Origin of the sequence: Vibrio sp. 1S139 (assembly GCF_041439475.1) — a bacterium.
In the GTDB taxonomy this organism is placed as follows: Bacteria; Pseudomonadota; Gammaproteobacteria; order Enterobacterales; family Vibrionaceae; genus Vibrio; species Vibrio crassostreae_C.
On sequence record NZ_JBGOOD010000061.1, the window covers coordinates 1 to 26,997 of the forward strand.

General features: G+C 44.0%; 21 protein-coding genes and 1 other annotated feature. Of the genes, 12 read left to right on the forward strand and 9 right to left on the reverse strand.

Annotated elements, in window-relative coordinates:
- Nucleotides 1–376: 376 nt before the first annotated feature.
- From clpB to rluD, 3 genes are all read right to left on the reverse strand, one after another.
- The gene (gene clpB, locus ACED46_RS17465; protein ID WP_371722013.1) at nucleotides 377–2,950 is read right to left on the reverse strand and encodes an ATP-dependent chaperone ClpB; all 2,574 of its coding nucleotides are present in this window, start codon (nucleotides 2,948–2,950) and stop codon (nucleotides 377–379) included.
- Between the two features lie 142 nt (nucleotides 2,951–3,092).
- Nucleotides 3,093–3,833, reverse strand: coding sequence for a peptidoglycan editing factor PgeF (pgeF, locus tag ACED46_RS17470; protein ID WP_017059365.1), 741 nt, complete (start codon nucleotides 3,831–3,833; stop codon nucleotides 3,093–3,095).
- 2 nt (nucleotides 3,834–3,835) lie between these two features.
- Nucleotides 3,836–4,810: a 23S rRNA pseudouridine(1911/1915/1917) synthase RluD gene (rluD, locus tag ACED46_RS17475; protein WP_017059364.1), complete on the reverse strand. Its 975-nt coding sequence runs from the start codon at nucleotides 4,808–4,810 to the stop codon at nucleotides 3,836–3,838.
- A gap of 137 nt (nucleotides 4,811–4,947) precedes the next feature.
- Here rluD and ACED46_RS17480 point away from each other — a divergent pair, with 137 nt between their 5' ends.
- From ACED46_RS17480 to yjjX, 6 genes are all read left to right on the forward strand, one after another.
- Nucleotides 4,948–5,676: an outer membrane protein assembly factor BamD gene (locus ACED46_RS17480; protein WP_017059363.1), complete on the forward strand. Its 729-nt coding sequence runs from the start codon at nucleotides 4,948–4,950 to the stop codon at nucleotides 5,674–5,676.
- Nucleotides 5,677–5,816: 140 nt separating this feature from the next.
- Entirely contained in the window at nucleotides 5,817–7,241 is a 1,425-nt protein-coding gene (locus ACED46_RS17485) for a lytic transglycosylase F (protein WP_346393666.1), read from the forward strand.
- 424 nt (nucleotides 7,242–7,665) lie between these two features.
- Nucleotides 7,666–8,001, forward strand: a complete 336-nt coding sequence (gene hpf / locus ACED46_RS17490) for a ribosome hibernation-promoting factor, HPF/YfiA family (RefSeq protein WP_004735034.1) — start codon at nucleotides 7,666–7,668, stop codon at nucleotides 7,999–8,001.
- A gap of 110 nt (nucleotides 8,002–8,111) precedes the next feature.
- Nucleotides 8,112–8,233: a sequence feature (Phe leader region), on the forward strand.
- Between the two features lie 12 nt (nucleotides 8,234–8,245).
- Nucleotides 8,246–9,421 carry a prephenate dehydratase gene (gene pheA / locus ACED46_RS17495; RefSeq protein ID WP_017059361.1) on the forward strand — a complete coding sequence of 392 codons (1,176 nt, stop codon included), beginning with the start codon at nucleotides 8,246–8,248 and terminating at the stop codon, nucleotides 9,419–9,421.
- A 333-nt stretch (nucleotides 9,422–9,754) separates the two neighbouring features.
- Entirely contained in the window at nucleotides 9,755–12,133 is a 2,379-nt protein-coding gene (locus ACED46_RS17500) for a bifunctional diguanylate cyclase/phosphodiesterase (RefSeq protein WP_017062854.1), read from the forward strand.
- The gene (yjjX, locus tag ACED46_RS17505) at nucleotides 12,096–12,617 is read left to right on the forward strand and encodes an inosine/xanthosine triphosphatase (RefSeq protein WP_017062855.1); all 522 of its coding nucleotides are present in this window, start codon (nucleotides 12,096–12,098) and stop codon (nucleotides 12,615–12,617) included. The genes ACED46_RS17500 and yjjX overlap by 38 nt, the downstream gene beginning before the upstream one ends.
- Nucleotides 12,618–12,745: 128 nt before the next feature.
- Here yjjX and trpR read toward each other — a convergent pair whose 3' ends face one another.
- Nucleotides 12,746–13,039: a trp operon repressor gene (trpR, locus tag ACED46_RS17510; RefSeq protein ID WP_017059358.1), complete on the reverse strand. Its 294-nt coding sequence runs from the start codon at nucleotides 13,037–13,039 to the stop codon at nucleotides 12,746–12,748.
- A gap of 172 nt (nucleotides 13,040–13,211) precedes the next feature.
- Nucleotides 13,212–15,161: a murein transglycosylase gene (gene sltY, locus ACED46_RS17515; RefSeq protein ID WP_371722014.1), complete on the reverse strand. Its 1,950-nt coding sequence runs from the start codon at nucleotides 15,159–15,161 to the stop codon at nucleotides 13,212–13,214.
- 263 nt (nucleotides 15,162–15,424) lie between these two features.
- Between sltY and ettA the strand changes: the two genes are divergently transcribed.
- The 3 genes from ettA (at nucleotide 15,425) to ACED46_RS17530 (ending at nucleotide 18,611) form a co-directional block, all read left to right on the forward strand.
- On the forward strand, nucleotides 15,425–17,092 hold the full coding sequence (ettA, locus tag ACED46_RS17520) for an energy-dependent translational throttle protein EttA (protein ID WP_017056147.1): 1,668 nt from the start codon (nucleotides 15,425–15,427) through the stop codon (nucleotides 17,090–17,092).
- Nucleotides 17,093–17,182: 90 nt separating this feature from the next.
- On the forward strand, nucleotides 17,183–17,551 hold the full coding sequence (locus ACED46_RS17525) for a PilZ domain-containing protein (RefSeq protein ID WP_017062857.1): 369 nt from the start codon (nucleotides 17,183–17,185) through the stop codon (nucleotides 17,549–17,551).
- A gap of 49 nt (nucleotides 17,552–17,600) precedes the next feature.
- Nucleotides 17,601–18,611, forward strand: coding sequence for a M23 family metallopeptidase (locus ACED46_RS17530; RefSeq protein WP_371722015.1), 1,011 nt, complete (start codon nucleotides 17,601–17,603; stop codon nucleotides 18,609–18,611).
- Nucleotides 18,612–18,754: 143 nt separating this feature from the next.
- Here ACED46_RS17530 and tyrA read toward each other — a convergent pair whose 3' ends face one another.
- From tyrA to nagZ, 3 genes are all read right to left on the reverse strand, one after another.
- Entirely contained in the window at nucleotides 18,755–19,882 is a 1,128-nt protein-coding gene (gene tyrA, locus ACED46_RS17535; RefSeq protein ID WP_017062859.1) for a bifunctional chorismate mutase/prephenate dehydrogenase, read from the reverse strand.
- Nucleotides 19,883–19,999: 117 nt separating this feature from the next.
- Nucleotides 20,000–21,073, reverse strand: coding sequence for a 3-deoxy-7-phosphoheptulonate synthase (locus tag ACED46_RS17540; RefSeq protein WP_017059354.1), 1,074 nt, complete (start codon nucleotides 21,071–21,073; stop codon nucleotides 20,000–20,002).
- A 246-nt stretch (nucleotides 21,074–21,319) separates the two neighbouring features.
- Nucleotides 21,320–22,309 carry a beta-N-acetylhexosaminidase gene (gene nagZ / locus ACED46_RS17545; protein ID WP_017062860.1) on the reverse strand — a complete coding sequence of 330 codons (990 nt, stop codon included), beginning with the start codon at nucleotides 22,307–22,309 and terminating at the stop codon, nucleotides 21,320–21,322.
- Nucleotides 22,310–22,430: 121 nt separating this feature from the next.
- Here nagZ and ACED46_RS17550 point away from each other — a divergent pair, with 121 nt between their 5' ends.
- Together ACED46_RS17550 and murQ are read left to right on the forward strand one after the other, a co-directional pair.
- Nucleotides 22,431–23,546 (forward strand): anhydro-N-acetylmuramic acid kinase, encoded by a 1,116-nt coding sequence (locus tag ACED46_RS17550; protein ID WP_017059352.1) that lies wholly within the window; start codon nucleotides 22,431–22,433, stop codon nucleotides 23,544–23,546.
- A gap of 45 nt (nucleotides 23,547–23,591) precedes the next feature.
- Complete coding sequence (gene murQ, locus ACED46_RS17555) at nucleotides 23,592–24,512, forward strand: N-acetylmuramic acid 6-phosphate etherase (RefSeq protein ID WP_032547377.1); 921 nt, start codon at nucleotides 23,592–23,594, stop codon at nucleotides 24,510–24,512.
- Nucleotides 24,513–24,615: 103 nt separating this feature from the next.
- On the opposite strand, the gene ACED46_RS17560 is transcribed toward murQ, so the two are convergent.
- On the reverse strand, nucleotides 24,616–24,966 hold the full coding sequence (locus ACED46_RS17560) for a DUF2799 domain-containing protein (RefSeq protein WP_017059350.1): 351 nt from the start codon (nucleotides 24,964–24,966) through the stop codon (nucleotides 24,616–24,618).
- Nucleotides 24,967–25,320: 354 nt separating this feature from the next.
- Between ACED46_RS17560 and ACED46_RS17565 the strand changes: the two genes are divergently transcribed.
- Nucleotides 25,321–26,811, forward strand: a complete 1,491-nt coding sequence (locus tag ACED46_RS17565; protein WP_017077728.1) for a carbon starvation protein A — start codon at nucleotides 25,321–25,323, stop codon at nucleotides 26,809–26,811.
- The last annotated feature ends 186 nt before the right edge of the window (nucleotides 26,812–26,997 follow it).

Below are 26,997 nucleotides of genomic sequence, written 5' to 3' on the forward strand. Positions count from 1 at the left end.
TATTCATCAACGAGTGCCCACACAGATTGATAGGTTTAAATTGTTAAAGAGCTTTACTTGTTGAGCCTTCCTTTTAGTAAGGAGCCTCTCGAAGTGGACGGCCATTCTAGCGGATTAGATTCCAGTGTCAAACACTTTTTCCAGCTAATTTTTCAAAGCATCTTAAATGCTTATCACCGTCTTGTTACTCAGTTCAAACCGCTTGGTTATCCTTGGCAACGGAGGCGCATTATAGAGAGAATAATCCTTTGTACAAGGCTAAAAACGAAAAAAAGCCGCCACCGGCGACCGTTCGAACACTATTCACACAAAACGTTTAAAATAGGTACGATTAAGCCTTAATTTCGGCCAATCGTACCTACCGTTCTTACTTCAACTATTGGTGAGCAATAATGCGGTCGTTGTTTACTAATAGCTGCACTTTCTTATCTGGATTAATTTTTCCTGCCAGTATCGCTTTCGCTAACGGATTCTCGACACTTTGTTGAATCGCTCTTTTCAAAGGTCGCGCACCATATACTGGATCAAAACCAACTTGAGAAATTAACTTGAGTGCTTTATCCGAAACTTCAAGCTCATAACCATTGTCTTCCATTCTCTTCTTAAGGTGCTCAAGCTGAATAGCGGCTATCGACTGAATGTGCTCTTGACCCAATGGATGGAACACCACGCTTTCATCAACTCGGTTCAAAAACTCAGGACGGAAATGTTTACCTACCACTTCCATCACTTCATTCTTTATTCCTTGGTAGTCGAGCGTATTGAAGTTCTCTTGAATTCTCGAAGAGCCAAGGTTGGATGTCATGATCACTACCGTGTTTCTAAAATCGACTGTACGACCTTGTCCATCAGTTAAGCGTCCATCATCAAGCACCTGCAATAAGATATTGAAAACATCAGGATGCGCTTTCTCTACTTCATCTAGCAAAATCACTGAATAAGGCTTGCGACGCACTGCTTCTGTTAAGTAACCACCTTCTTCATATCCAACGTAACCCGGAGGAGCACCAACCAAACGAGCAACAGAGTGTTTCTCCATAAACTCAGACATGTCGATACGCACCATTGCATCGTCACTATCAAACATGAAGTTCGCGAGTGTTTTACACAACTCCGTTTTACCAACGCCAGTTGGACCAAGGAATAAGAAAGATCCAATCGGCTTGTTTGGATCAGATAAACCTGCACGGCTACGACGAATCGCATTCGATACCACTTCGACTGCTTCCGCTTGGCCAATAACTCGCTTATGTAGAACACCTTCCATTTTAAGAAGCTTCTCTTTCTCGGCTTCTAGCATTTTAGAAACAGGTATGCCTGTTTGCTTCGATAGCACGTCTGCAATTTCTGCATCAGTGACCTTATTACGCAGCAGCGTCATTTCTTGCATTTCAGCTTGAGTCGCAAGATCTAACTGCTTCTCTAATTCTGGGATTCGACCGTATTGCAATTCAGACATTCGGTTAAGATCACCAGCACGTCTCGCAAAATCCATATCCATACGAGCTTGTTCTAGCTCTGACTTGATGTGTTGCGTGCCAGAAAGCGCGGCTTTCTCTGCATTCCACACTTCTTCAAGCTCTGCGAAATCTCGTTCTTTGTCAGAAAGCTCTTCTTGTAATGTTCGAAGGCGTTTTTCACTGGCTTCATCATTTTCATTGGTAAGAGCTTGCTGCTCGATCTTCAATTGAATGATTTTACGCTCGAGCTTATCTAGCGACTCAGGTTTTGAGTCGATCTGCATACGGATACTCGAAGCCGCTTCATCAATCAGATCAATCGCTTTATCCGGCAGTTGACGATCAGAAACGTATCGATGAGATAGTGTTGCTGCAGCCACGATTGCTGGGTCGGTAATTTCTACATGATGATGAAGTTCATAGCGCTCTTTCAAACCACGAAGAATCGCCACCGTGTCTTCAACCGTTGGTTCATCGACAAGCACTTTTTGGAAGCGGCGCTCTAACGCTGGATCTTTCTCTATGTATTGACGGTATTCATCAAGAGTCGTTGCGCCAACACAGTGGAGTTCACCACGAGCCAACGTTGGTTTTAACATGTTACCGGCATCCATAGAGCCTTCACCTTTACCAGCGCCGACCATAGTATGAATTTCATCGATGAAGAGAATGATATTGCCCTCTTCTTTAGACAATTCATTGAGGACTGACTTCAAACGCTCTTCAAACTCACCACGATATTTAGCGCCAGCTACCAAAGCACCCATGTCTAATGAAAGTACGCGTCGGCCTCTTAAACCTTCTGGCACTTCATTGTTAATAATGCGCTGAGCCAAACCTTCAACGATAGCTGTCTTACCAACACCAGGTTCACCGATAATGACTGGGTTGTTCTTAGTACGACGCTGAAGTACTTGGATAGTACGGCGGATTTCGTCATCTCGGCCAATTACCGGATCCAGCTTGCCTTGCTCCGCTCTTTCAGTCAGATCGATGGTGAACTTCTCTAACGCTTGGCGTCGGTCTTCGGCATTTGGGTCATCAACTTTTTGACCGCCACGAACCTGCTCGATAGCTTGAGATAATTTTTGCTCAGTAAGACCTAGCTCTTTAAGCAGGTTACCTAAAGGGCCTTTATCTTCAATTGCGGCAAGTAGGAAGACTTCCGAAGAAATGTATGTGTCTTGACGCTTTTGTGCGACCTTGTCACATAGGTTGAACAAAGTACCCATTGCATTCGACAGTTGAACATCACCACCGATACCACTTACTTTCGGTACACGGTCTAATATTTCGCTTAGCTTTGAACGCAATTGAACCACATCAATATTCAGCATGGTGAGCAATGGACGAATTGCACTACCATCTTGATTAAGCAAAGACACCATTAGGTGCACAGGCTCTATATATTGGTGATCACGACCTAATGCGAGCGACTGAGCATCAGATATCGCAATTTGGAATTTACTAGTGAATCGATCGAGACGCATGCCAACCTTCCTACTCTTAGATATGTTTATCTTATGGTTAGAAGATGGATACGGTAACGCGGATTTTCAAGGGATAAGAATGAAGAATAGAGCTGTTATAAAAATATAAATGAGCTGGATGACTGGTTGCACTAGTTAAAGGTTACTCTAACCAAATAAAAGTAGCTTGGCGTCCAGTAATACCATCACGACGATAAGAATAGAACGCATCGGCATCAGCGAAGGTACATAGATTAGAGTCTGTCACAGAAGTTACACCAACTTTGTTCAGTCGTTGCGTTGCAAGCTGAGACATATTCGCTAGCCATTTGCCTGGTTCAGCTTTGGCTTCAAATGCGAGCTTAGCTTGAGAGTCAAAACTAACGAAAGCTTCCAACACATCATCGCCTACTTCAAAAGCTTGTTTGCCTATTGCAGGACCAAGCCAAGCAATGATCTTATTCTCTGAACCTAAGTTTGAAAACTTTGCGACGGCATTTTCAAGAATTCCACCAGCAAGACCACGCCAACCAGCATGAACAGCTGCAACTTGAGTGCCTTTGGTATCAGTAAGGATTACAGGTAAGCAATCGGCTGTCATCGCAGAACAAACAACACCTTTAGCTGTGGTAAACGTACCGTCAGCATCAAGAATATCTGCCGTAGGGTGTAAAACCGTAACGACATCTGTTGAGTGAGTTTGATGTAGCCATACCGGAGCGGCAGGCATATTAGCGTGTTGCTTGAGCCAGGCTCTGTTGTTTTCAACAAGCGAAGTATCATCCCCAACATGCGTACCTAGGTTTAATCCTTGATACGCACCAGTAGAAAAACCATCAAAACGTGTCGAAGCAAATGCTTTCACGTTTTTTGGTGCATTCCAGTTAGGGATGATCATCGACATGATTAAATGTCGTCTTCCAAGTTTTCGCGAGCATCAACACGTAACGCTTCAGCCATCACAACCATGTCATTTGGCACAGGAGCGTGGAACTCAACTTCTTCACCTGTAATTGGGTGAACAAATTTAAGCATAACAGCGTGTAGCGCTTGGCGATCAAAAGAACGAATCATGGTCGTTAGTTCTTCAGATGCACCTTTTGGAATACGAGCACGGCCACCGTATGCAACGTCACCTAGCAGCGGGTGCTGAAGGTATGACATGTGAACACGAATTTGGTGAGTACGACCCGTTTCTAGGCGTAGACGAATACGAGTATGCTCGCGGAAGTGCTCAGCAACACGGTAGTGAGTTACCGCTGGCTTTCCTAATTCATTTACATCCATCAAGGTACGCTTAGTTGCATGACGGCTAATGCCTTTCTCTACCACACCACCAGCGGTCATTTTGCCAATTGCAATTGCTTCATATTCACGTGTAATACGACGCTTAGCAAGAGCACGCACAAGACGAGTTTGAGCTGGAACCGTTTTAGCCACAACCATAAGACCTGTTGTGTCTTTATCAAGACGGTGCACAATACCTGCACGAGGCACTTCTGCAATCTGTGGGTAATGGAAAAGCAATGCGTTTAGTATGGTTCCATCCGGAGTGCCTGCGCCTGGGTGTACAACCAGATCGCGAGGCTTATTGATAACCAATAAGTCATCATCTTCGTAGACAATGTTTAGAGGAATATCTTGTGCTTCCCAGCGCTCTTCATCTGCAAGTTCAGCTTGCAAGATGATCTCTTCACCGCCCAAAACCTTAACGCGCGGCTTTGTAATAACTTCGCCATCCACTTGGATTTTGCCGTCAAGAAGCCACTCTTTAATGCGAGAGCGAGAAAAATCGGTAAATAGTTCAGCGACAGCTTGGTCTAAACGTTGACCTAACTGGCTGCTTTTTACTGTGTCTGTTAATGTGATCTGCTGAGCCATATCGAACTTTTTTAAAAACCGTGAGACTAATACCCATTAGTATGGATAAAATAGAATAATTGCATCATTGTATCTGTTACTGGTTAGAAAGTAACGGAAGCTTACGAAATATTTAATTCAAGGAATCGACGCCTGACATGAAACACCTTACTTTATCGGGTCTATTAGCCGTATCACTCTTGGTTGGTTGTTCAAGTAGTGAAGAGATAGTGCCAGATGTACCACCATCGGTTCTCTACTCTGACGCTCAAGAATCACTGCAGAGCGGTAGCTGGCTTTCAGCAATAGAAAAGCTAGAAGCCCTAGACTCACGTTACCCATTCGGCGCCTATTCTGAGCAAGTACAGCTCGATCTGATTTACGCTTACTACAAAAATGATGACTTGGCACTTGGCCTCGCTACCATTTCACGTTTCCTACGTTTGAACCCAACGCATGAGAAACAAGACTGGGTTCTTTACATGCGCGGCTTAACGCACATGGCGCAAGACCGAAACTTCATGCACGATATTTTTAATATCGACCGTAGTGACCGAGATCCTGAACCAGTGAAACTTGCGTTTGCTGACTTCAAGCGACTACTCGAACGTTTCCCTAGTAGCCCTTATGCTGAAGATGCACAAAAACGCATGTTCGCACTTAAGAACCGCCTAGCAGAGTATGACTTAGCAACCGCTGATTTCTACCTACGCCGCGAAGCTTGGATTGCTGCGATCAACAGAACGCAAGAGCTGCAAAAAACTTACCCAGACACCATTGCTGCGCGTAAGTCTTTAGATATCCAGCTAAAAGCTTATCAACAACTCGGCCTAGATGACGCTGTGTTAAGAACAGAAAAGTTGATTGAGTTAAACCCACTACCTTAATCAAACCTCTTACATCTCAATCCTAAAAGCGCGCTAATTTACTAGCGCGCTTTTTTTCATCTACATATCGCAAACTTGATGGATCGCATAATACACGGTATCTTCAAAAGATAACTTTTAACAAAACATCAACATGGAGTGTGGATGTGAGTAGGTTGTTATTATTTATCTGGATATCGCTATTTAGCCACTTATCCTACGCATTAGAACTGTCTCCATTAAGCAATAAGCCTTACATGGGTGACTTGGATGTGCTCAAAACCAAAGGAACGGTTAGAGTGCTAGTGTCTGCCGATCTTGGTTTCTATTACATCGAGGATGGCAAGCCAAAAGGCATCGTGGCAGAAATGCTCTACCACTTTGAGAAAAGCCTTCGTAAGAAACATCCCTATCTCAATGTTCAAATCATCCCCGTGCAACGAGATGATCTACTTCCCTCTTTAGAGTCTGGCTATGGTGATGTCGCTGTCGCTAACCTAACGATCACCGATAAACGATTACGAACCATCGATTTTTCGGATCCGATGATTAAAGATGGTAAAGAACTCATTATCACAGGGAAAAAGGCCGAACCTATCACCGAAATCAAGCAATTGAGTGGCAAAGAGGTGTGGATACGAGCAAGCTCGAGTTACTTCGAGAGTGTACAAAGAGTTAATAAGGAGCTTAACGAGCTAGGTTTACCACCACTGCATGTCCACTTTATCGAGGAGTCATTACAAGACTACGAGCTGATAGAACTGGTTAACCAAGGTTATATACAAGGCACAATTCTGGATAACCATAAAGCCAAGCTCTGGATCGATGTAATGGAAAACATTCAAGTCCATAACGACTTACCTTTACGAGAAAATGGTCGTATTGCTTGGGCTTTAAGAAAAGACAGCCCTCAACTGAAGAAAGAGATAAACAAATACGTCAAGACCGCACGAACAGGCACCCTGCTTGGGAATGTCATCTACCAGAAATACATCGACAATACTCGCTGGTTAGGCCGAGCACTCAACCCCAATAAAGTAGACCGAGTAGCTAAACTCTCAGATGTCTTTGAAAAGTATTCGAGCAAGTATGAATTTGATCCTTTGATGATGTCAGCTCAAGGTTTCCAAGAATCAGGACTGGATCAGAGCCGGATTTCTCATCGCGGGGCTATTGGTGTGATGCAGGTATTACCGAGTACAGCCAAAGATAAAAACGTCAACATCAAGAACATCCATAAGGTGGATAACAACATCCATGCGGGTGTGAAGTATATGCGCTTTATCAAAGACCGGTATTTTGACGACCCGGCAATATCACCCGACAATCAAATCTACTTTACCTTGGCTTCTTACAACGCTGGTCCTGCTAAGATCAGAAAGATGAGGAGCATTGCCAAGCAGAAAGGTTACAACCCAAACATCTGGTTTAAAAACGTAGAAATCATCACTCGCAAATACGTGAGTAAAGAACCCGTAACCTATGTTGCCAACATCAATCGTTACTTCGTAATCTATAAACAATTACAAGCTATCAATGCTATCCGAGAGGACGGCACAGCGAGATTACTGAACACTAACGACTAGGATCGCCTCCATCCCAGAGCTGGGGAGCCAAAGGTATTAGGTAAAGCTAAAAAACACAAAAGCCGCATAAGAATACTTATGCGGCTTTTGTTTATCTAATTCTGAAGAAGCTTATGTAGCGACCTATATTACAAGACCTATATCACAAAACACTATTGAGTAAATTTCAATCAAGCACTTTCCATAGGCTGTAGGACGCCCCTAAAAACTGATTTAATTTTTAGCGAAGCCTTGCCTCCAAGTTATCGTTTTTCATAAGGATAACAAGCATTTTTCGCCAAAAAGATACTAAGACTTGCGTAAGATCACATTTGATTTTAATGCTTATCCCACCCAACCAAAACAAGATCTAGATCACATTCTTTATTCCTAAAAGTCGTAATCTGAAGTTAACCCATGAGGGATACAACAGAGGAAAACTTCTATGAAAATGAACATCACTGGTAAAAACATCGACATTACCTCTGCAATCCGTGATCACATAGAAAGCAAATTTAAAAAGCTAGATAAATGGCAAGTAGACATCATTGGCTGCCAAGCGAGCTTTAGCGAAGAACCAAACAAGAAGAAGAAATTTGAAGCGGTACTAACCGTACCAAAAGGCCAACTTGTTGCTTCATCAATCCATGACGACCTCTACGTAGCGATCAACGAAGTAGAACAAAAACTAGAGCGTCAACTCAACAAGCTACGCCATAAACCAGAAGCGCGCCGCGCTGAAAAGCCTGAAATCGAAGAGCTAGAAGCTGAAGTAGAATAAGGAAAGAGAACAGATTAAAAAATAGCGCCTCAGGGCGCTATTTTTTTGCTTGACGCTCGTAGCTCGCTTGCTTATTGTGTTTAAACATTCATAAAACAATCACTTTTTATGCACACTCAATCTTTGTTTATTTTTGACTTCTTTTTTCTTCCGTAAATCGGAGGCTAAGTCGTTTTAGAAAAACAAGTCAAAAACGAACAAGAAGCCTCCCACACTAGGGAGGCTTTTTTATAAGGACACATTTATGACTGACCGCTCAATTTCACTGGATGATATCCGCCTTCGTCTTAATGATTTAGACGACGAACTCCTGAAGTTACTTTCAGAGCGTCGCAAGCTAAGTATCGAAGTCGCTAAAAGCAAAGTAGAGACATCAAAACCAGTTCGTGATGCAGTACGAGAACAACAACTATTAGTTAAGCTGATCAACAACGGCAAAGATAAATACGAACTTGATGCGCAGTACATTACCAAGCTGTTTCACACCATCATCGAAGATTCCGTTTTACTACAACAGTCATACTTACAAAACCTAGCGAACCCGCAAAGCCGTAAACCATTGGCTCGCGTTGCATTCTTAGGTTCTAAGGGATCGTATTCTCACCTTGCGAGCCGCGAATACTTCAGCCGCAAGAATATGGAATTGATTGAGCTGAACTGTAATCACTTCAAAGAAGTCGCATCAACAGTAGAGTCTGGCCATGCCGACTACGGTGTCCTGCCGATTGAGAACACCAGTTCAGGGTCAATTAACGAGGTCTACGACCTGTTACAGCATACGACTCTATACATTGTTGGCGAACTTTCTCAACCGATTGAGCACTGCCTTGTTGCTAAAAGTGATATCCGTTTAGAAGACATCAAAACACTCTACTCGCACCCACAACCTCATCAACAATGCAGTGAGTTCTTGAGCCGCCTTAAGGGTGTCAACCTTGAGTCTTGCGCAAGCACCGCTGATGCAATGAAAAAAGTTAAAGAATTGGGTGGTAATGACGTAGCTGCTATTGGTAATGCATCGAGCGGTAAGCTTTATGGACTACAGCCAATCCAGAGCAATATTGCAAACCAAACAGAGAACCACACTCGTTTCATCGTTGTGGCGCGTAAGCCTGTTGAAGTATCGACTCAAATACCAGCGAAAACAACGCTCATCATGTCGACATCTCAAGAGGCGGGTTCTTTGGTAGAAACACTACTGATCCTGCAACGCTTAGGCATCAACATGACTAAGCTAGAATCTCGTCCTATCATGGGTAACCCTTGGGAAGAGATGTTCTATGTCGATTTAGAGGCGCATCTGGATTCAGATAATATGCAACAAGCGATAACGGAACTAACAGCCATTACTCGCCACCTTAAGGTGTTGGGTTGCTACCCAAGTGAGAACATCAAAGCGACTCAAGTTAAGTTGTCATAGCTGAAAGTGAGTATCAGCTTTTAGCTAACATAAGTATTTGGCCTACAGCAGGCCAAATACTTAAATCACCCTCTAGTCGAGTACTATTCTCGCTAAGAAAACTCACCCTAGCATGCCTGAAACACAATTCACTTGTTTCGCACATTCGGCACGCTTACTCTCTCCACTACTTGAGCCTTTCTAACAAAAACTCATTAGTGGCTTTTTTTATCAATAAAGACAAAACCTTACCCCCTTCACAGGAAATCATCGAACTACGTATAATTAATAGCGAGTAAGCATTAAGTAACATAAACTTATGCGCTTAATTTATAAATAGTGTTGTCATTAACTATGAAGCTAAGTACTAAAATCTTACTACTAATAGCCCCTGTGATACTGATCAGTACCGCGGCTTCTAGCTATATTATTTATTCGACGCAAAAAAGCAGTTTCATCAAACGCGAAGACAACGCACTTCAACTGAACATGGAAAAACTAGCCGGATACTTTCGCCAATCTCGTTCGTTCCTCAATAGCTACTCTTACACCTTGACCCAGAGTGATATGGTGAAGCGTTATTTTCTCACTGATCAAAATCTATCTCGCGATCTTGAACTGGTCAGTAATCTTCGAGAAGCCATTCATTTCCTGCAAGATGACGATGAAAGCTATACAGGTTTAGCGCTTCTTAATGGTGATCGAAAACTGCGTTATTACGCGGATAATAGCAATGACTCACGCACTCAGATTGACAGTAAGATATTGGAGTATGTTGACCTGCACTATCAAGACACCTTAGCAACATCGAGTACCAACTATATTCAAAACTCCCAAGGCGAAGGGATGTTGGTTCACTATGACAAGGTAGATAGAAAAGCGATTTTCCCAACCGTTAACAATCAACCCGACGATGTGTTCTTTGTTGTTGTCTCTGTCTCTCTCGACAAATTTAATGCGCTGAGAAAACAGATAGAGTTCGACTACCAAACCAGTTTATTCTTCACATCCATAGCGGTTTCTTTGGAAAATGATGTCACCCACTCAGTCAAGCTTGCTCCAGAACTGTACGCCACGGTCGATCCGGCGCAATTCCTATTAGAAAACAAGCTCGATTCAATTTGGAACAAGCTGAGTTTGTCGTTTGCCCTGTCTGCGTTTGTGACTGTCGCTCTTCTACTCATGCTTCTGTCTCGCACTGTGATTACTCCAATAACGCGGCTCGATCGACAGCTACAGCAAGTCGAAAAAAAACAACGTAAGAACATCGAACGCTTGGGCACTCGTGATGAGCTTGGCCGCCTATCACAGCGTTTTTATGACATGTACCAAGAGTTAGATAACACCTACCAACAGACCAAGCTCTTGGCCGAAAATGATCAGTTAACCCAAATAGCCAATAGGCATCAGTTTCAAACCTTCGTTCAGCAATCGTTGCCAAAACCGAGTTCGAATACCGAAACCTGGGTTCTCTATTTTGACTTGGACAACTTCAAGTTTGTGAACGACAAATACGGACATCAAATCGGCGACTCGATTCTGGTCTCTTTTGCTCAGCGTATTTCAGATATTTGTCGTCACTATAAAGAGGAGTTCGACGCTCATTGTATGCCAGCCCGACTTTCTGGAGACGAGTTCGTTGTCTACATTAACGCTCCTAGTCACCGAGGAAATGTCGCGCATCGATTCTCGAATGATTTACTGACTCCACTGCAAAAAGGCTTTGTCACCGAATCAGGCAGCTTTCCGATCACGGTCAGTATTGGTATTGCGACCTACCCTAATGATGGCAACTCAATCGAGAAGCTTCTGTCCAACGCGGATACCGCGATGTACCAAGCCAAGCGTGCCGGTAAAAACCAATTTGCTGACTATTCACGGGATTTAGACAAAGCCATTCAGCGCCAAGCAGATATTGAACGTGCGCTTAGAGGTAAGAATTTTGATGATGAATTCAGGCTCGTTTACATGCCCTACATGGATTCCACCGGGACTGATGTTATTGGCGTTGAGGTGTTATTGCGTTGGAATTCAAAGCAACTTGGTTTGGTTCCACCAGATGAGTTCATTCCAATAGCCGAACAAACCGGGCTGTTTGAACATGTTGACCGCTGGGTAATACAGAATGCGTTTGCTTCATTCCATCGACTTCAGGCTCAATTTGATCACTCAATTCAATTGTCGATCAACTTATCTTCTGCTGGCATTGAAACCACTCATCTTGCGGGTTTCATTAAAGAACACGCGGAGTTAAATCGAATTCCACCAAGCCTAATCGATTTTGAAATCACTGAAACCTTTTACTCAAATTCAGAAGGTTTTCCATTGCTGAACGAACTGGCATGCATGGGCTATCGACTTGCGATTGATGATTTTGGTTCCGGTTACACCTCTATCACTCAACTGGTGCAGTATCCAACTCAGAAAATTAAATTGGATAAAGCGTTTTTGGATACCTTGATTGAGACCAATAACCAGAACATCGTAAAACCGGTTATCGGGTTGTGTCATGCTCAAGGGAAAAAGGTCACCGCCGAAGGGATTGAAACTCAAGGCATGCACCAGTGGTTACAGGATGCACAGTGCGATATGCTGCAAGGCTATTACTTTGGTAAACCCATGCCACTAGAAGAATTGAGTGACTGGTACCGACAACATCAACTCAATCTAATCGACAACAAAAAGAATCCGACACATGAAATCTGTAATCATCGCATCGCTGAACCCAGCTAAAATCAACGCCGTTAAAAGTGCGTTCTTATCTGCTTTTCCTGATACTGAATTTGATTTCCAAGGCATCAGCGTCCCTAGTGGTGTCGCCGATCAACCGATGAGCAATGATGAAACCTATCAAGGTGCCGTGAATCGAGTTCACAACGCAACTCAAGCTCAGCCTGATGCAGACTTCTATGTTGGTCTAGAAGCGGGAATAGAAACAAACGTCACCTTTGCCTGGATGGTGATCGAAACGAATGGCCAACGTGGCGAGTCTCGTTCAGCAAGTCTGATGCTGCCACCAGCCGTGCTTGAGAAACTAGAGCATGCAAACGAGTTAGGGGATGTGATGGATGAAGTGTTTGGTACCGACAATATCAAACAGAAAGGTGGTGCCATTGGCCTACTGACACATAACCAATTGTCACGCAGTTCGGTCTATCATCAAGCTTTAATTTTGGCTCTGATCCCATTTGTGAATCCTGAACACTTTCCTATTTAGTATTTGAGGCTTCCTTAAACTTCAAAAGATTCCAAGAACAATCTTCAGAAACAAAAAACGCTAACATCCAGTTAGCGTTTTTTATCGAATTCGTATTCATACTATCGCGTGATAGCTTAATTCCATTATTACTTTAGCAATAGGTCGGCGATCACGACTTTCTCTTGCTCAGATTTGGCCTTTAGCTCATTTGAGCCTCTGGTTATCGTCGCTACGCCTACGCCCAGCATTTGACTCACCTGTCGTTGAGACATATCGCCTTTCATCAGCTCACAGAAGATATTAATTCGAGCAACCAGAGCATCTCGCTCGTCTGGTGTCATCATCATAGTCAACAACAGCTCGTGCTGATCTTTTTCGACAGCCGTCTTTACCAAGTCCATCAGTTGTTGCCAATTATCATATTCAGGTTGTGATGCCATATCTCTACACTTACTTTTAAATTCTGACTTTAAAGAGTCGCTTAACGATTGAAAGCGTTTAACACTTTATACCGAAACACTTGATGCGATCCAATGTAAAAAGGCAGTAAGTGGAAATGGTTCGCACTCACTGCCTTTATTCTTACTCAGTTTCGGGCCAAATGCCGAAGGCTTAGTATTTCGTTTTTGCCTCATGGGGCGCTAAAAACGTCCCTTTCTCACCCAAGATATCTCGATAGTAGGTCTCAAACATCAAGATATTCTGAACGTAGCCACGTGTCTCTTTGAATGGGATCATTTCGATAAATGCAAAGGCATCGAGCTTTTCATCGCTGCGTGAACGCCACTGTTTCACACGGCTAGGTCCAGCATTATAAGCCGCAAACGCAAAGATACGGTTGTCATCATATTGAGCGAGTAAACCATCTAAGTAGTGACTGCCAATCTCAATGTTTTTGCCGACATCATAAAGATCATCGCTGCCCTGATACTTAATCTTATGTTTGTTCGCTGTGTATTGCGCCGTCTTGGGCATAATTTGCATAATGCCACGCGCGCCAACTGGAGAGCGAGCTTCTGAATCCATCGCACTCTCTTGTCTTGCTAAAGACATCAAAGTGATTGGATCGAGATCGTGCTTTTCAGCGTAGAAGTTAAACCACCACTTATGAGCAACAGGGAAGCGCAGCGCAATGTTATCCCACATCTTCGCAGAGATACTCGCTGTTACGGTAAAGTGATTCCAACGCTGTGTCGCAGCGTAAGCGGCAAGCATCTCTTTTTGCTCTTTATCTGCATTGGTCAGTAACCAGCGCCATTCACTTTTCGCTGCCGCAATTTTGTCTCGGTCAATCAGTTCACCAATACGCACCAAAGAGGTGTCGAATGGCTTCACTGTTTCAGCATTGTATTTAAGTGTCGATGTTGGATATTGAACTGGCTTACCTAACTGCTTAGCCGCAGCCACACTGTAGAAATTACGCTGACCCAAGATATCTGACAGTCGCTTATTGCCTTTGTCAGTATCGCCCGTCGCGATTTCAGCTCTGCCCTGCCAATATTGCCAACGAAGCGAAGCCTGATGTTTATCATCCAAGCGCGCTATCCACTCTTTCAAACCCGTCCAATCGGCATGTTGAATTGCTAAGCGAGCACGTCGTTCCAGCAGAACTTGCTTTGATGAACTCGCGAGCATTTTGTCGCGCCACACCATTAACTCTTCAGAGTCGGTGTTGATCAGACGAAACGTTAGGTAATCAGCGAGCTCTTGATATTTCTCTTTCGAAAACTTCTGAGCCTTGATGACATCATCAAACACCTTTTGAGCACTGCTTGATGATTTCCTTGCTAGCTTCTCGAAAGCAAACTCGGTTTGAGCTTGGTAGAATTCATTCGCTGGATGTTTTTTAGCAAACGCGAGTACATTTTCAGGCTTGTTGTACAACGCCTTCATCTGCTTCGCTTGAGCAATTGACTCATCATGATCCAATTGCTTAATCAGATAGCTCATTAACTTACCGTTACGGCCCTCGAACGCTAGCAGCATTCTATCCAGAATCAGCTCATCAGTTCTTAGCCCAGCTTGATCCCAGCTTTTAAATAAAGAGTCACAAGCGTCATCAACACCACTACCACTCAACCAAAGTTGTTTAGCTCCTTTAAAGGCAAGCTCTTGGTTACCTTGCTCGTAATGCGCTCGATAATAAATACATTGGTATTTTTCACCGACAGGCTCTTTGGTTTGAAACTCAAGGATCGTCTTCCACTGTTTTTGAGAAGCCAATGAATCCAAATAAGGTGCGCGCATTCGATTGGAGAAAGGCAATGCCTTGTTCTCTTCAATGAAAGCATCGACCTCAGCAGGTGTGCGATCACCTAAGCCAATCAGAAAGGCCCGATAATCGGTGTAAGGTGTTAAAGGGTATGTTTGAATTTTGTTACGCAGCGCGGAGTAAGCTTTTAGATCACGGCTGTCTAAAACCTCTTGCGCTTTATCATAAACGTCACGCTGCATTTCAAGCTCGGATGCATTGCTAGCCATAGCGACCGGAGCCAGTGAAACCGAAGACAAAATTGCCGATGCAGCCACAGCAATTTTCGTATTACCAATGCGGAAAAACATTCGCTCTTTCCTTAGTGCGTGTATGAATACGTGAAGTCTATTTACGCCCGACATCACATCAAATGTAAAGGATTTGAGTGTAAATATTATTAATATTTAACACTTCGCCTCAGAAGCCCATTAAATATAGTTTTAATGACCAATGTGACAATAATAGGTAAGGATTAGTTCAAGAGTGGCTTTTCTGCCCTAGGAGTAACATCTTTGAGGATATTGGTATAAAATAGCAGACAATTTTGAACAATAATTAGGATCGATCGGCAATGGCTGAATACGTATATACCATGTCTCGGGTGAGCAAAACTGTTCCACCTAAGCGTCAAATTCTTAAAGACATTTCTCTTAGCTTTTTTCCTGGCGCTAAAATCGGTGTTTTGGGTCTAAATGGTTCAGGTAAATCTACCCTACTACGTATCATGGCTGGTATTGATACTGATATTGATGGTGAAGCACGTGCACAACAAGGCCTTAAAGTAGGTTATCTACCACAAGAGCCTGTGCTAGACGAATCAAAAACTGTTCGTGAAATCGTAGAAGAAGCGGTTTCTGACGTTGCTGACGCACTTAAGCGTATTGATGCGGTTTACGCAGCTTACGCAGAACCAGATGCAGACTTCGATGCACTGGCAAAAGAGCAAGGCGAACTAGAAGCTCTGATTCAAGCAAAAGACGGTCACAACTTAGAGACTGCTCTAGAGCGTGCTGCTGATGCACTTCGTCTTCCTGAGTGGGATGCGAAAATTGAATTCCTATCAGGTGGTGAGCGTCGTCGTGTTGCTATCTGTCGTCTACTTCTTGAAAAGCCAGACATGCTGCTTCTTGATGAACCAACCAACCACTTGGATGCAGAATCAGTAGCATGGCTTGAGCACTTCCTTGTTGATTACAGTGGTACTGTTGTGGCGATTACCCACGACCGTTACTTCCTAGACAACGCAGCTGGCTGGATTCTAGAACTTGACCGTGGTGAAGGTATCCCATGGGAAGGTAACTACACGTCTTGGCTAGAGCAAAAAGACGAGCGTCTTAAGCAAGAAAAAGCGGGCGAAAGCGCACGTCAAAAGACAATCGAGAAAGAACTTGAATGGGTTCGTCAAAACCCTAAAGGCCGTCAAGCTAAGTCTAAAGCTCGTATGGCTCGTTTTGAAGAATTGACAACTGGCCAATACCAGAAGCGTAACGAAACCAACGAACTGTTCATCCCGCCAGGTGAGCGTCTAGGTGATAAAGTTCTTGAAGTGAACAACCTGACTAAATCGTTTGGTGATCGCGTTCTTATCGACGACCTATCGTTCAGCATGCCTAAGGGCGCAATCGTCGGTATCGTTGGTGCCAACGGTGCAGGTAAATCAACACTATTCAAGATGCTAAGCGGTGCAGAACAGCCAGATTCAGGTACAGTTGAACTAGGCGAAACCGTTAAGCTTGCTTCTGTTGATCAGTTCCGTGACAGCATGGACGACACTAAGACAGTATTCCAAGAGATCTCTGAAGGCGCTGATATCATTAAGATCAACAACTTCGAAATCCCTGCGCGTGCTTACTGTTCTCGTTTCAACTTTAAAGGCAACGACCAACAGAAGATCATCGGTGAGCTTTCTGGTGGTGAACGTAACCGTGTTCACTTAGCGAAACTGCTAAAAGCGGGCGGTAACGTACTGCTACTCGATGAGCCTACCAACGACCTTGACGTTGAAACGCTACGTGCTCTTGAAGAAGCACTGCTTGAATTCCCGGGCTGTGCAATGGTTATCTCGCATGACCGTTGGTTCCTTGACCGTATTGCGACCCATATCTTAGACTACCGTGATGAAGGTCAAGTTAACTTCTACGAAGGTAACTATACTGAGTACACTGAGTGGCTTAAGCAGACTCTAGGCGCACAAGCGGCAGAGCCGCACCGTATCAAGTACAAGCGTATAGCTAAGTAAATAAGCTTGTATTTTGAACAAAGGCCGCGATAATAGCGGCCTTTGATATATCTGGCTTACGTGTAATGCATCGATATAGAGAGGTTACTTATGGTTGAAAGACGTCAATTTTCACGAGTTATTTATCAAGTCCCTACTGAGATCTCACAAGGACAAGTAAATATATCAGGCTCAGTGCAAGACTTATCACTCCATGGTTTACTCATTCAATGCAATGAATCAAAACAACTTAGCCATGATGTCCCTGTTCAAGTGAGCTTTAAGCTCGAAAACAGTGATATCAATATTCAGTTAGAAGCAACGATAGTCTCTACCATCAATACCTCAATGCGTTTACGCATAGAGCATTTAGATATTGATAGTATCAGCCACCTTAAGCGACTTGTGGAGCTTAATGTTGGCGACGATGAACTGCTTTATAGAGAGATTGAACACCTTACCGACTTAGGTAGTAAGTGACATCTCCATTACCCTTTTTCTATTAGAAGCATTTAGTTAATACAGAACCATGTCTAAAAAACTATCCATTACTATTCCCTCCAGTCAGGGGGAACAGACGTTTTACTTCGGCCGTAAAGCCGTGCTCATTTGCACTACTGCCATTTTTTCAGTACCGCTATTGATTGGCGGAGCGGCGTACATGCACTTCGAGAGTAAACAAGAACTCGCACTGCAAGCGGGTGATGCCCAACAGTTGATTGAAACACTGATTGTTGAAAAAGAACAAACAGAATTTCTTTATGCTGAGCAAGTAGAAACCAACCATTCGCTATCGCAAACACTGACCGAGAAAGAAGGCACGATTCAGCTACTTGGTAAGCGTGTATTCGATGTGGAATCAGTACTGGGTCTTGCTGAAGAAGAGTTACACACCGATGAGGTTTCACTAGAAGACCGTATTGATGCTGCAGCCGTCGATTCAGCAGTAAGAGCCACAATGTTCCGCTTGATTCCAAACGACAGTCCGATGGCTTATCAACGTATATCTTCTTCTTATGGTAGCCGCACTAACCCTATTTCAGGGAAACGCCATGTACATACTGGTATCGATCTAACGTGTAAGCGTGGTGAAGATATTGTCGCGCCCGCAGATGGAGTCATTGAAACGGTACGCCCAAGTAAAAAAGGCTTCGGCAACTTTATTACTATGCGTCACTCGTTTGGTTTCATGAGTTCTTATGCGCACCTACAGAAGTTCAAGGTACGTAGCGGTCAGTTTGTGAGTAAAGGCGATGTGATTGCGAGCTGTGGTAACTCAGGTAACTCAACCGGCCCACACTTGCATTATGAAGTACGCTTCCTTGGTCGTTCATTGAACCCTCAATACTTGATGGATTGGACACCGGAAAACTTCAACTACGTGTTCGAGAAAGAGAAAAAGGTTAAGTGGGGCCCACTCGTTCAGCTGATTGATAATGTGGTTCGCTTGCAGATCAACCTGACTAACGTGCCTTACATTAGCTCGACCATCGACACCGTATCGAGTGAAGATAGCAAAAAACCTATCACGACTAACTAGTTGTTAATAGCTAAGACCTGTTGATTTGGCCTATGATGATCTAATTGCTTTTAGTCTACTGTAGGCAAAATGCTTTCATAGCGTTCAGCACAAACAAAAAGAGCGACCAGATGGTCGCTCTTTTTTATGATTTCAAATCAGTATTAACCACGATGAATCGAGTCATGTGCTTGTTTTAGAAGACTTTGGCTCTCTTGCAAGAATTGTTGTGAGTAGTCACCAAACCAATCACTCACTTGGTTGAAGCTCTCAACAAACTTAGCCTTATCTTTGCCATCTAGGATTTCTAACGCTTCTCCGAAACAGCTATGGAAGCGTCGAATCATCTCTATATTCTCATCCGAAGAAAGAATGATATCACCGTACAAGTTCGGGTCTTGAGCAAATAGACGACCAACCATCGCAATCTCAAGTCGGTAGATTGGTGAGCTTAGCTTCAGAAGCTGATCAATATTCGGGTTCTCTTTACTCAGGTGTAAGCCGTAAGCAAAAGAGGTGAAGTGACGAAGTGCTTGAATCAAGGTCATGCCGTGATCGTGTTCAGCTGCATCCATCTGGCAAAGGCTCGCGCCCCAAATACCAAATTGATTCAGTAGCCATTGGTAGCTCTCAGAACCACGACCATCACTGTAAACAATCACCTGCTTAGCAAGGCTTGGAACATCAGGACCAAACATTGGGTGCAATCCAACCACTGGGCCTTGGTGCATGTTCATCATTGCTTGCAGCGGTTTAGATTTAATTGACGTCAAATCACATAGAATACAATCACTTGGTAGATTACCTAGCTTCGCAATCACACCTTCAGTTAAGTGAATTGGAACAGTCACAACCACAAGTCCTGCATTATCCAAGATTTCATCGGCTGTATCCCAATCTTGGCTGCCAAGGACTTTCACTTCGTAGCCAGACAGTTTGAACATACGACCAAACAAGCCACCAAGTTGACCATTACCACCAACGATCACCACTGAACGTAACTCTGGGTTAAGACACTTAAAGCCAGAATCTTTCTCACTGGCATAAGACTCACGCATAGTACGACGCAAAATATCTTCGATTAACTGTGGTGGAACCCCTATTTTCTCGGCTTCTTGACGACGAGATGCCAACATCGCGGCTTCACGTTCCGGTACATAAATAGGTAAACCATGCTCACTTTTTACTTCGCCCACTTTCTCTACTAGAGCAAGTCGTTGAGCCAGTAAATCCAACATTTGTTTATCGACAGCATCGATTTGGTCGCGTAATTCGTTCAGTTCAACGGCCATTTTATTCCTTACTAATCTATAAGCCCGTACTAATCTATAAGCCTGCACTGATGCAGGTTCGTTAGCAACAGATCTTAAAATGCCCCATTAGATGAGGCACTTAAATTTAAACTCTGACTAACCTTTCAAGCGGTTCTCTAAGAACGGGACTAATTCCGTATGTGCATGTTTCAATAGTGCCTCAGTTGAATCCCAATTGATACACGCGTCGGTAATAGATACACCGTATTTCATCTCATTGAGAGGTATATCCGAAGATTGGTTTCCTTCGTTAATATGGCTCTCAATCATCAGGCCGATAATCGACTTATTACCTTCACGAATCTGATGGATGACATCTTCAGCCACCAGCGGTTGGCGACGGAAATCTTTACGAGAGTTCGCGTGGCTACAGTCGACCATTAGCGCGGCCTCTAAGCCAGATTTACCCAGCTCTTGCTCACATTCGTGTACCGATACTGAATCGTAGTTCGTCTGCTTACCGCCACGTAAAATCACGTGACCATTTGGGTTACCTTGCGTTGTTAGTAGTGCAACTTGACCTTCGCGGCTGATACCCATGAAACGGTGGCTAGAAGAAGCCGCCTGCATTGCATTGATTGCAGTGCCTAGGTTGCCATCGGTACCGTTTTTAAAACCGATTGGCATTGAAAGACCACTTGCCATCTCACGGTGAGTTTGAGATTCAGTCGTACGTGCGCCAATTGCCGCCCAGCTGAAGGTATCTGCTAGGTATTGCGGGCTGATTGGATCTAATGCTTCAGTCGCCAATGGAATTTCCATCTCAGCGAGTTCAACAAGTAGCTCACGACCCACATGCAGACCATGCTCAATATCGAAAGTGCCGTCTAGATGCGGGTCATTGATCAAACCTTTCCAACCGACAGTGGTACGAGGTTTCTCAAAGTAAACACGCATAACAATATACAGTTGATCGCTAAGTTGCTCAGATAAGGCTTTAAGGCGTTTCGCGTACTCTTTCGCAGCTTCAATGTCATGGATAGAACATGGGCCACATACAACAAGCATGCGATGATCTTTCTTATGAATGATGTTTGCGATAGTTTGACGAGACTCTTGAATGAAACGACGAGCATTATCACTCAAAGGCAGTTTTGCTTTTAACTCCTCAGGAGTAATCAGTACCTGTTCGTCGATGATATTGACATTGCTTAATTCACTTTTCTGCATAACTCAACCTGTATATTTATTTTTACACCCAACATTTCCATTTGGGCTAACAATCTTTAAAAACACAATAACAGCTAAAAAAACGATTGCAAGTGTAAACAATAAAAAACATTAACTGTAAATTTTATATTACACATTAAATTTAGCTCACTCTAAGAGATAAATAGGTTTAAACCATGGATCACACATACAAAAAAGGCGATATTTATCATATCGCCTTATCTAAAATTATTATGTGTTTATTTATCACTCACTGCCTAGCATTCGCTTAATCGTCTCTGAGGTCTCTTTCCACCTAGCATCCGAGTGAAGTGTCGACAAATCAAAGCTGTGTTTTTTAAGCAATGAGTTGGCTAAAGGCACCTCTTGAATCGCTAAGTTATCCAGAGCTTCAATTTGTGCATCTCGTTTATTACACATCAACACCATGTCACAACCTGCATTCAAGGCCGCTTTCGCTCTGTCGGCTGGTCCACCCATTATGGCAGCGCCTTCCATCGTTAAATCATCAGAGAACACCAAGCCTTTAAACCCAAGCTGCTGCTTCAATACTTTCTGCAGCCAATACTGTGAACCGCTCGCAGGTTGATCATCATAGTGAGAGAAAACCACGTGAGCTGGCATCATGGCATCCAATATTCCAGCTTCAATTTGCGCCTTGAAGATTGCCATGTCTGTTTCAAAGATGTCGTCTCTAGGGTCATATGGCGTCTCTAAGTGTGAGTCAGCAATCACGCCACCGTGTCCAGGGAAGTGCTTGCCTGTCGTCGCCATGCCAACCGACTTCATGCCTTTGATGAAAGCGCTGCTATGACGAACAATAGTATCAATATCTTCGCCAAACGCTCGGCTACCAATCGCTTTACAGTCATGGCCTTTGTCTAATACTGGCGCAAAGCTCAGATCGATATCGTGGGCAATCAATTCTGCCGCCATCAACCAGCCAGCCTGTTCTGCTAAATGTTCACCGTTATTCTTAGTCGCAAATTCCTGAGCAGCAGGAATAATTGAAAAGCCGTCACGAAAACGCTGAACTCGACCACCTTCTTGGTCAACACCAATCAAAATAGGACGTTTCGCTACCTTACGAATTTCTTTGTTTAACGCCGATAACTGTTTGCTATCGTGGTAGTTTCGAGCAAATAAGATGAGACCACCAACAGTTGGGTGATCTAAAATTTCTCTGTCTTCAGCTGTCAGCTCGTAGCCTGCAACATCAACCCACAACGGTCCCATATTTATCCCTTATTAAACCTAATTTCATAAACTTCCCGAGATTATTCTCTTTAAATTTGCTTTACAATGTTTTTAAACCAATCTGTGGAAGACTTTAAGAATGCAGTGCAAGAGCTTAGAAATGGATCATAAAGAACTGTATATCGGTGTGATGTCAGGGACGAGTATGGACGGTGTTGATACTGCCTTAGTGTCGATTGAAGATACGCGCATCACATTGCTTGCTCATGATGAGTTCCCAATGCCTGACGACCTCAAAGTGCGTCTGCTTGAAGTTTGTATTGGTCAGAAAACCGATTTAATTGCCATTGGAGAACTCGACCACCAGCTTGGCCATCTGTTTGGCGATGCGGTTTTGCAACTTCTCGAAAAGTCAGGTACACCTGCATCTTCTGTGACTGCGATTGGTAATCATGGTCAAACGGTATTCCACCAGCCAAGCGGCGAATCTCCATTTACCATGCAGTTGGGTGATGCCAACATCATTGCCGCTAAAACACAGATTCAAACGGTTGCCGATTTCAGGCGTAAAGACATGGCATTAGGCGGACAAGGTGCGCCATTAGTCCCTGCCTTCCACCATACTATTTTCCAGCCACAAGACAGCTCAGTTGTGGTGTTGAATATTGGTGGTATCTCGAATATTTCAGTGCTGCGCCCTAATCAGCCAACACTTGGTTATGATACTGGCCCGGGCAATATGTTGATGGACGCTTGGGTTGATAAACACACGGGCGATAAGTTTGACCGTGATGCCCAATTTGCGCTTAAAGGTCAGCTCAATCAAGCCTTTCTCGAACAGTTGTTAAATGAATCTTATCTATCTCAAATACCACCGAAAAGTACTGGTAGAGAACTGTTTAATCTACCGTGGCTAGAGCAACAATTAACAGAATTTAAAGATCTTGCAGCAGAAGATGTTCAGCGCACACTTTGCGAATACACCGCATTGACGATAGCCAATGAAGTGGAGACTTATCGCTTGGGTGACCAGCCTGCACTGTATGTGTGTGGCGGTGGTACACGAAATCCATTGTTGATGAAGAGGCTGTCTGAACTGCTTCCAAGTTGGGAGGTTGACTCAACCACCAGTAAAGGCGTGGACGCCGATTACATGGAAGCGATGGCTTTTGCGTGGCTTGCTCAACGTCATATTCATCAACTGCCAAGCAATTTACCAGAAGTGACTGGCGCAAGCAGAGCGGCCTCTCTAGGCGTTCTCTATCGTGCTGACTAAACAACTTTAGAACCATCATTTTAGAATCACCATTTAAGGACCATTATGAGTAACGACGCTCTCATATCAGCGCTCTCGCACCTCGTTTCGGAGGGGAGAAACCCTGACACTATGGATATTGATCTGCTCACCTCTCTCGAAGTGGTTGAAAAGATTAACCAACAAGACAAACAAGTCCCACTGGCGATTGAAGCGGAACTGCCACAGATCGCGAAAGCGGTCGATAAAATTGCTCATGCCTTTCAAAACGGTGGTCGACTGATTTATATGGGCGCAGGCACCAGTGGTCGATTGGGTGTTTTAGATGCATCAGAATGCCCTCCGACTTTCGGTGTTTCAGACAAAATGGTTATCGGCTTAATCGCTGGCGGACCAGAAGCGATTTTAAAAGCCAAAGAGGGAGCGGAAGATTCGCTGACTCTCGGTATTGAAGACCTGAAAGCCATTCAATTTACAGAAAATGATGTCGTGGTAGGTATTGCTGCGAGCGGTCGCACACCTTACGTGATTGGTGCACTCAACTATGCCAATCAGCTTGGCGCAGTAACGGTTGCATTATCTTGTAACCCTGACTCTCCAATTGCTGAAATCGCTCAAATCGCAATTAGCCCGGTGGTTGGCCCAGAAGCCTTAACCGGTTCAACACGACTCAAATCAGGTACAGCACAAAAGCTGGTGCTTAATATGCTGACCACTGCCAGCATGATTCGCATTGGTAAGAGCTACCAAAACCTTATGGTCGACGTAAAAGCGACCAATGAAAAGTTGGTTGCCCGCGCCGCTCGTATCGTTATCCAAGCAACGGAGTGCGATAAAGCACTGGCGGTGTCGACACTTAAAGCGACTGATTACGATGTGAAGTTATCTATTTTGATGATTCTAACAGGGCTAGATTTAGAGTTAGCCAAGGCTCAGCTTGATAAGCAAAACGGCTTTTTAAGAAAAGCTGTAGAGAATAACCAGTAACCTAGACTCTGCTGTTGAGTGTTACTCCGGCTACCGACAAAAAGACCAGTACACACGCGGTACTGGTCTTTTTTAGTTTTAATTTTTCATCGCTAGCTTGGGCTTAGTAGTCGTTTGAGAACTCGTCCCAGCCGCGTTGCCATTCCATACGGAAACGTTGAGCGTCTTCCGTACCAGAACACACGCCTTCATACACCTGACCAGATAAACCAATCTGATAAGCATGGTTCGGATTACAATATTCAGTCACACCTAGGTGATAACCTTCTGTGTAACTCGCTTGATCGACTGCGCCAAGCTCAGTCATCTCTGAATACGAACGCTGAGTGTGGCCTTTGATACCATCACGATAGCCAATCTCTTGCCAATTGCCTTCAGCTGCTAAATCTTGAACATTGGCGCTGCATCCTGCAAGGCTAAATGCCACGGCGAATAGTACGATTATTTTTTTCATTTCAATCCTTTATATTGTTACTTCACCACTTTCTGACGAAGCGCTGCCTTTGTGGTGATTCTCCGCTGAACGCCTATCGATGTCCACTTATTGTCTAATGTTCGCCACTTTAGGTTCATTCCGACCACTCAGAATCAATAGTCGCCGTTAAGCCAACTCAAACAACCTCTCTATAGAGCTAATAGGCCTCTCGATAGAAATATCGGCCACTCAGCACAGTGAACAAACCACTAAATCAGTTATAACACCGCTAAATTGGCTATTCGACCACTCACTCTCGTAGCGGAAGTTTCTTCTCATCGACTCCTTTAATATACACCCTGACTTAATTAATACATTCAGGGATAACAAATTATGATGTGGTTTCTTACCTGTGTTGCAGCACTCATTGGTGGCTACTTTATTTACGGTGCCTTTATCGAGAAGATTTTCGGTATCAATGAAAAGCGTCAAACACCCGCTCACACCAAGCAAGACGGCGTGGACTTCGTTCCAATGTCGACGCCAAAGGTTTACCTAGTTCAACTGCTTAACATTGCAGGTGTAGGTCCAATCTTCGGCCCTATCATGGGTGCCCTTTACGGCCCAGCAGCAATGCTTTGGATCGTGCTAGGTTGTATCTTCGCAGGTGCCGTACACGACTACTTCTCAGGTATGTTATCTATCCGCAATGGTGGCGCTTCGGTTCCAACCATCACTGGACGTTACCTAGGCAATGGCGCAAAACACTTTATGAACATCTTTGCCATTGTTCTACTGCTTCTTGTTGGTGTGGTGTTCGTTTCTGCTCCAGCAGGCATGATCACTAACCTAGTGAACGACCAAACTGATTTCGTAATGTCTACGAGCACCATGGTTGTCATCATCTTTGCTTACTACATCATCGCAACGATTGTCCCTGTCGATAAAATCATTGGTCGCTTCTACCCATTGTTCGGTGCACTGCTTATCTTTATGTCTGTTGGCCTAATCACTGCGATTGGTCTATCTGACGAGCACCAAATCATGGGTGGCTTCGAGATGAAAGACATGTTCACCAACATGAACCCTAACGATCTACCACTTTGGCCTGCTCTATTTATTACCATCGCTTGTGGTGCTATCTCTGGCTTCCACGCAACTCAGTCTCCACTAATGGCGCGTTGCATGGAAAACGAGAAAAATGGTCGCTTCGTATTCTACGGTGCAATGATTGGTGAAGGCATCATCGCTCTAATCTGGTGTGCGCTTGCTCTGTCATTCTTCGGTTCAGTTGAATCTTTATCTGACGCGATTGCAAACGGCGGCCCTGGTAACGTGGTATACAGCGCTTCATTTGGCCTACTGGGTGTATTTGGCGGTATCCTTGCTTTCCTTGGCGTGGTTATCCTGCCTATCACTTCTGGTGATACAGCGTTCCGTTCAAGCCGTCTTATCCTTGCTGAATACTTCAACATGGAACAGAAGACACTGCGTAACCGCCTATTGATGGCTCTACCACTGTTCGTTATCGGTGGCATCCTGACTCAAGTAGACTTCGGCATCATCTGGCGCTACTTCGGTTTTGCTAACCAATCAACAGCAGTCATGATGCTATGGACAGCTTCGGCTTACCTACTTCGTCACAATAAACTGCACTGGGTAACAACGGTTCCAGCTGTGTTCATGACATCTGTGTGTATCACATTCATCCTGAACAACAGCCAACTGGGCTTTGGTCTACCAATGCAGCTTTCAACCATCATCGGCGTGGTGAGTGCATTCGGAATTGCAGCTTACGTTATCAAAATTTCAAAAGGCAAAGGCGATATCGACCTTGCTGATGAAGAAGAAAAAGAAGCAAAAGGCGTCACCAAAACCGCCTAGTTCTTTCAGACTCTTGATAACAAGAGACACGTCTTCATAGAGAGACAAAAGAACAAGCCAAACACACTTCGCTTGCTCCCGTAATCACCCAGTGATTCGTGGAACCTAAGACTAAAGCCCGTCCTCTGTGATCAATGCCGTTCGGATAAGCATTACTGTTTGAATCTAAACGGATATTTAGCTGGA

What these genes read in the sequence shown, in the direction of transcription:
- trpR (WP_017059358.1), bottom strand. Translation starts at nt 13,039, where the DNA reads ATGGCATCACAACCTGAATATGATAATTGGCAACAACTGATGGACTTG.
- ACED46_RS17480 (WP_017059363.1), top strand. Translation starts at nt 4,948, where the DNA reads ATGAAACACCTTACTTTATCGGGTCTATTAGCCGTATCACTCTTGGTT.
- pheA (WP_017059361.1), top strand. Translation starts at nt 8,246, where the DNA reads ATGACTGACCGCTCAATTTCACTGGATGATATCCGCCTTCGTCTTAAT.
- clpB (WP_371722013.1), bottom strand. Translation starts at nt 2,950, where the DNA reads ATGCGTCTCGATCGATTCACTAGTAAATTCCAAATTGCGATATCTGAT.
- yjjX (WP_017062855.1), top strand. Translation starts at nt 12,096, where the DNA reads ATGAAATCTGTAATCATCGCATCGCTGAACCCAGCTAAAATCAACGCC.
- nagZ (WP_017062860.1), bottom strand. Translation starts at nt 22,309, where the DNA reads ATGGGACCGTTGTGGGTTGATGTTGCAGGCTACGAGCTGACAGCTGAA.
- ACED46_RS17560 (WP_017059350.1), bottom strand. Translation starts at nt 24,966, where the DNA reads ATGAAAAAAATAATCGTACTATTCGCCGTGGCATTTAGCCTTGCAGGA.
- ACED46_RS17530 (WP_371722015.1), top strand. Translation starts at nt 17,601, where the DNA reads ATGTCTAAAAAACTATCCATTACTATTCCCTCCAGTCAGGGGGAACAG.
- rluD (WP_017059364.1), bottom strand. Translation starts at nt 4,810, where the DNA reads ATGGCTCAGCAGATCACATTAACAGACACAGTAAAAAGCAGCCAGTTA.
- hpf (WP_004735034.1), top strand. Translation starts at nt 7,666, where the DNA reads ATGAAAATGAACATCACTGGTAAAAACATCGACATTACCTCTGCAATC.
- ACED46_RS17500 (WP_017062854.1), top strand. Translation starts at nt 9,755, where the DNA reads ATGAAGCTAAGTACTAAAATCTTACTACTAATAGCCCCTGTGATACTG.
- ACED46_RS17540 (WP_017059354.1), bottom strand. Translation starts at nt 21,073, where the DNA reads ATGCAGAAAAGTGAATTAAGCAATGTCAATATCATCGACGAACAGGTA.
- pgeF (WP_017059365.1), bottom strand. Translation starts at nt 3,833, where the DNA reads ATGTCGATGATCATCCCTAACTGGAATGCACCAAAAAACGTGAAAGCA.
- tyrA (WP_017062859.1), bottom strand. Translation starts at nt 19,882, where the DNA reads ATGGCCGTTGAACTGAACGAATTACGCGACCAAATCGATGCTGTCGAT.
- ACED46_RS17550 (WP_017059352.1), top strand. Translation starts at nt 22,431, where the DNA reads ATGGATCATAAAGAACTGTATATCGGTGTGATGTCAGGGACGAGTATG.
- ACED46_RS17565 (WP_017077728.1), top strand. Translation starts at nt 25,321, where the DNA reads ATGATGTGGTTTCTTACCTGTGTTGCAGCACTCATTGGTGGCTACTTT.
- murQ (WP_032547377.1), top strand. Translation starts at nt 23,592, where the DNA reads ATGAGTAACGACGCTCTCATATCAGCGCTCTCGCACCTCGTTTCGGAG.
- sltY (WP_371722014.1), bottom strand. Translation starts at nt 15,161, where the DNA reads ATGTTTTTCCGCATTGGTAATACGAAAATTGCTGTGGCTGCATCGGCA.
- ACED46_RS17525 (WP_017062857.1), top strand. Translation starts at nt 17,183, where the DNA reads ATGGTTGAAAGACGTCAATTTTCACGAGTTATTTATCAAGTCCCTACT.
- ettA (WP_017056147.1), top strand. Translation starts at nt 15,425, where the DNA reads ATGGCTGAATACGTATATACCATGTCTCGGGTGAGCAAAACTGTTCCA.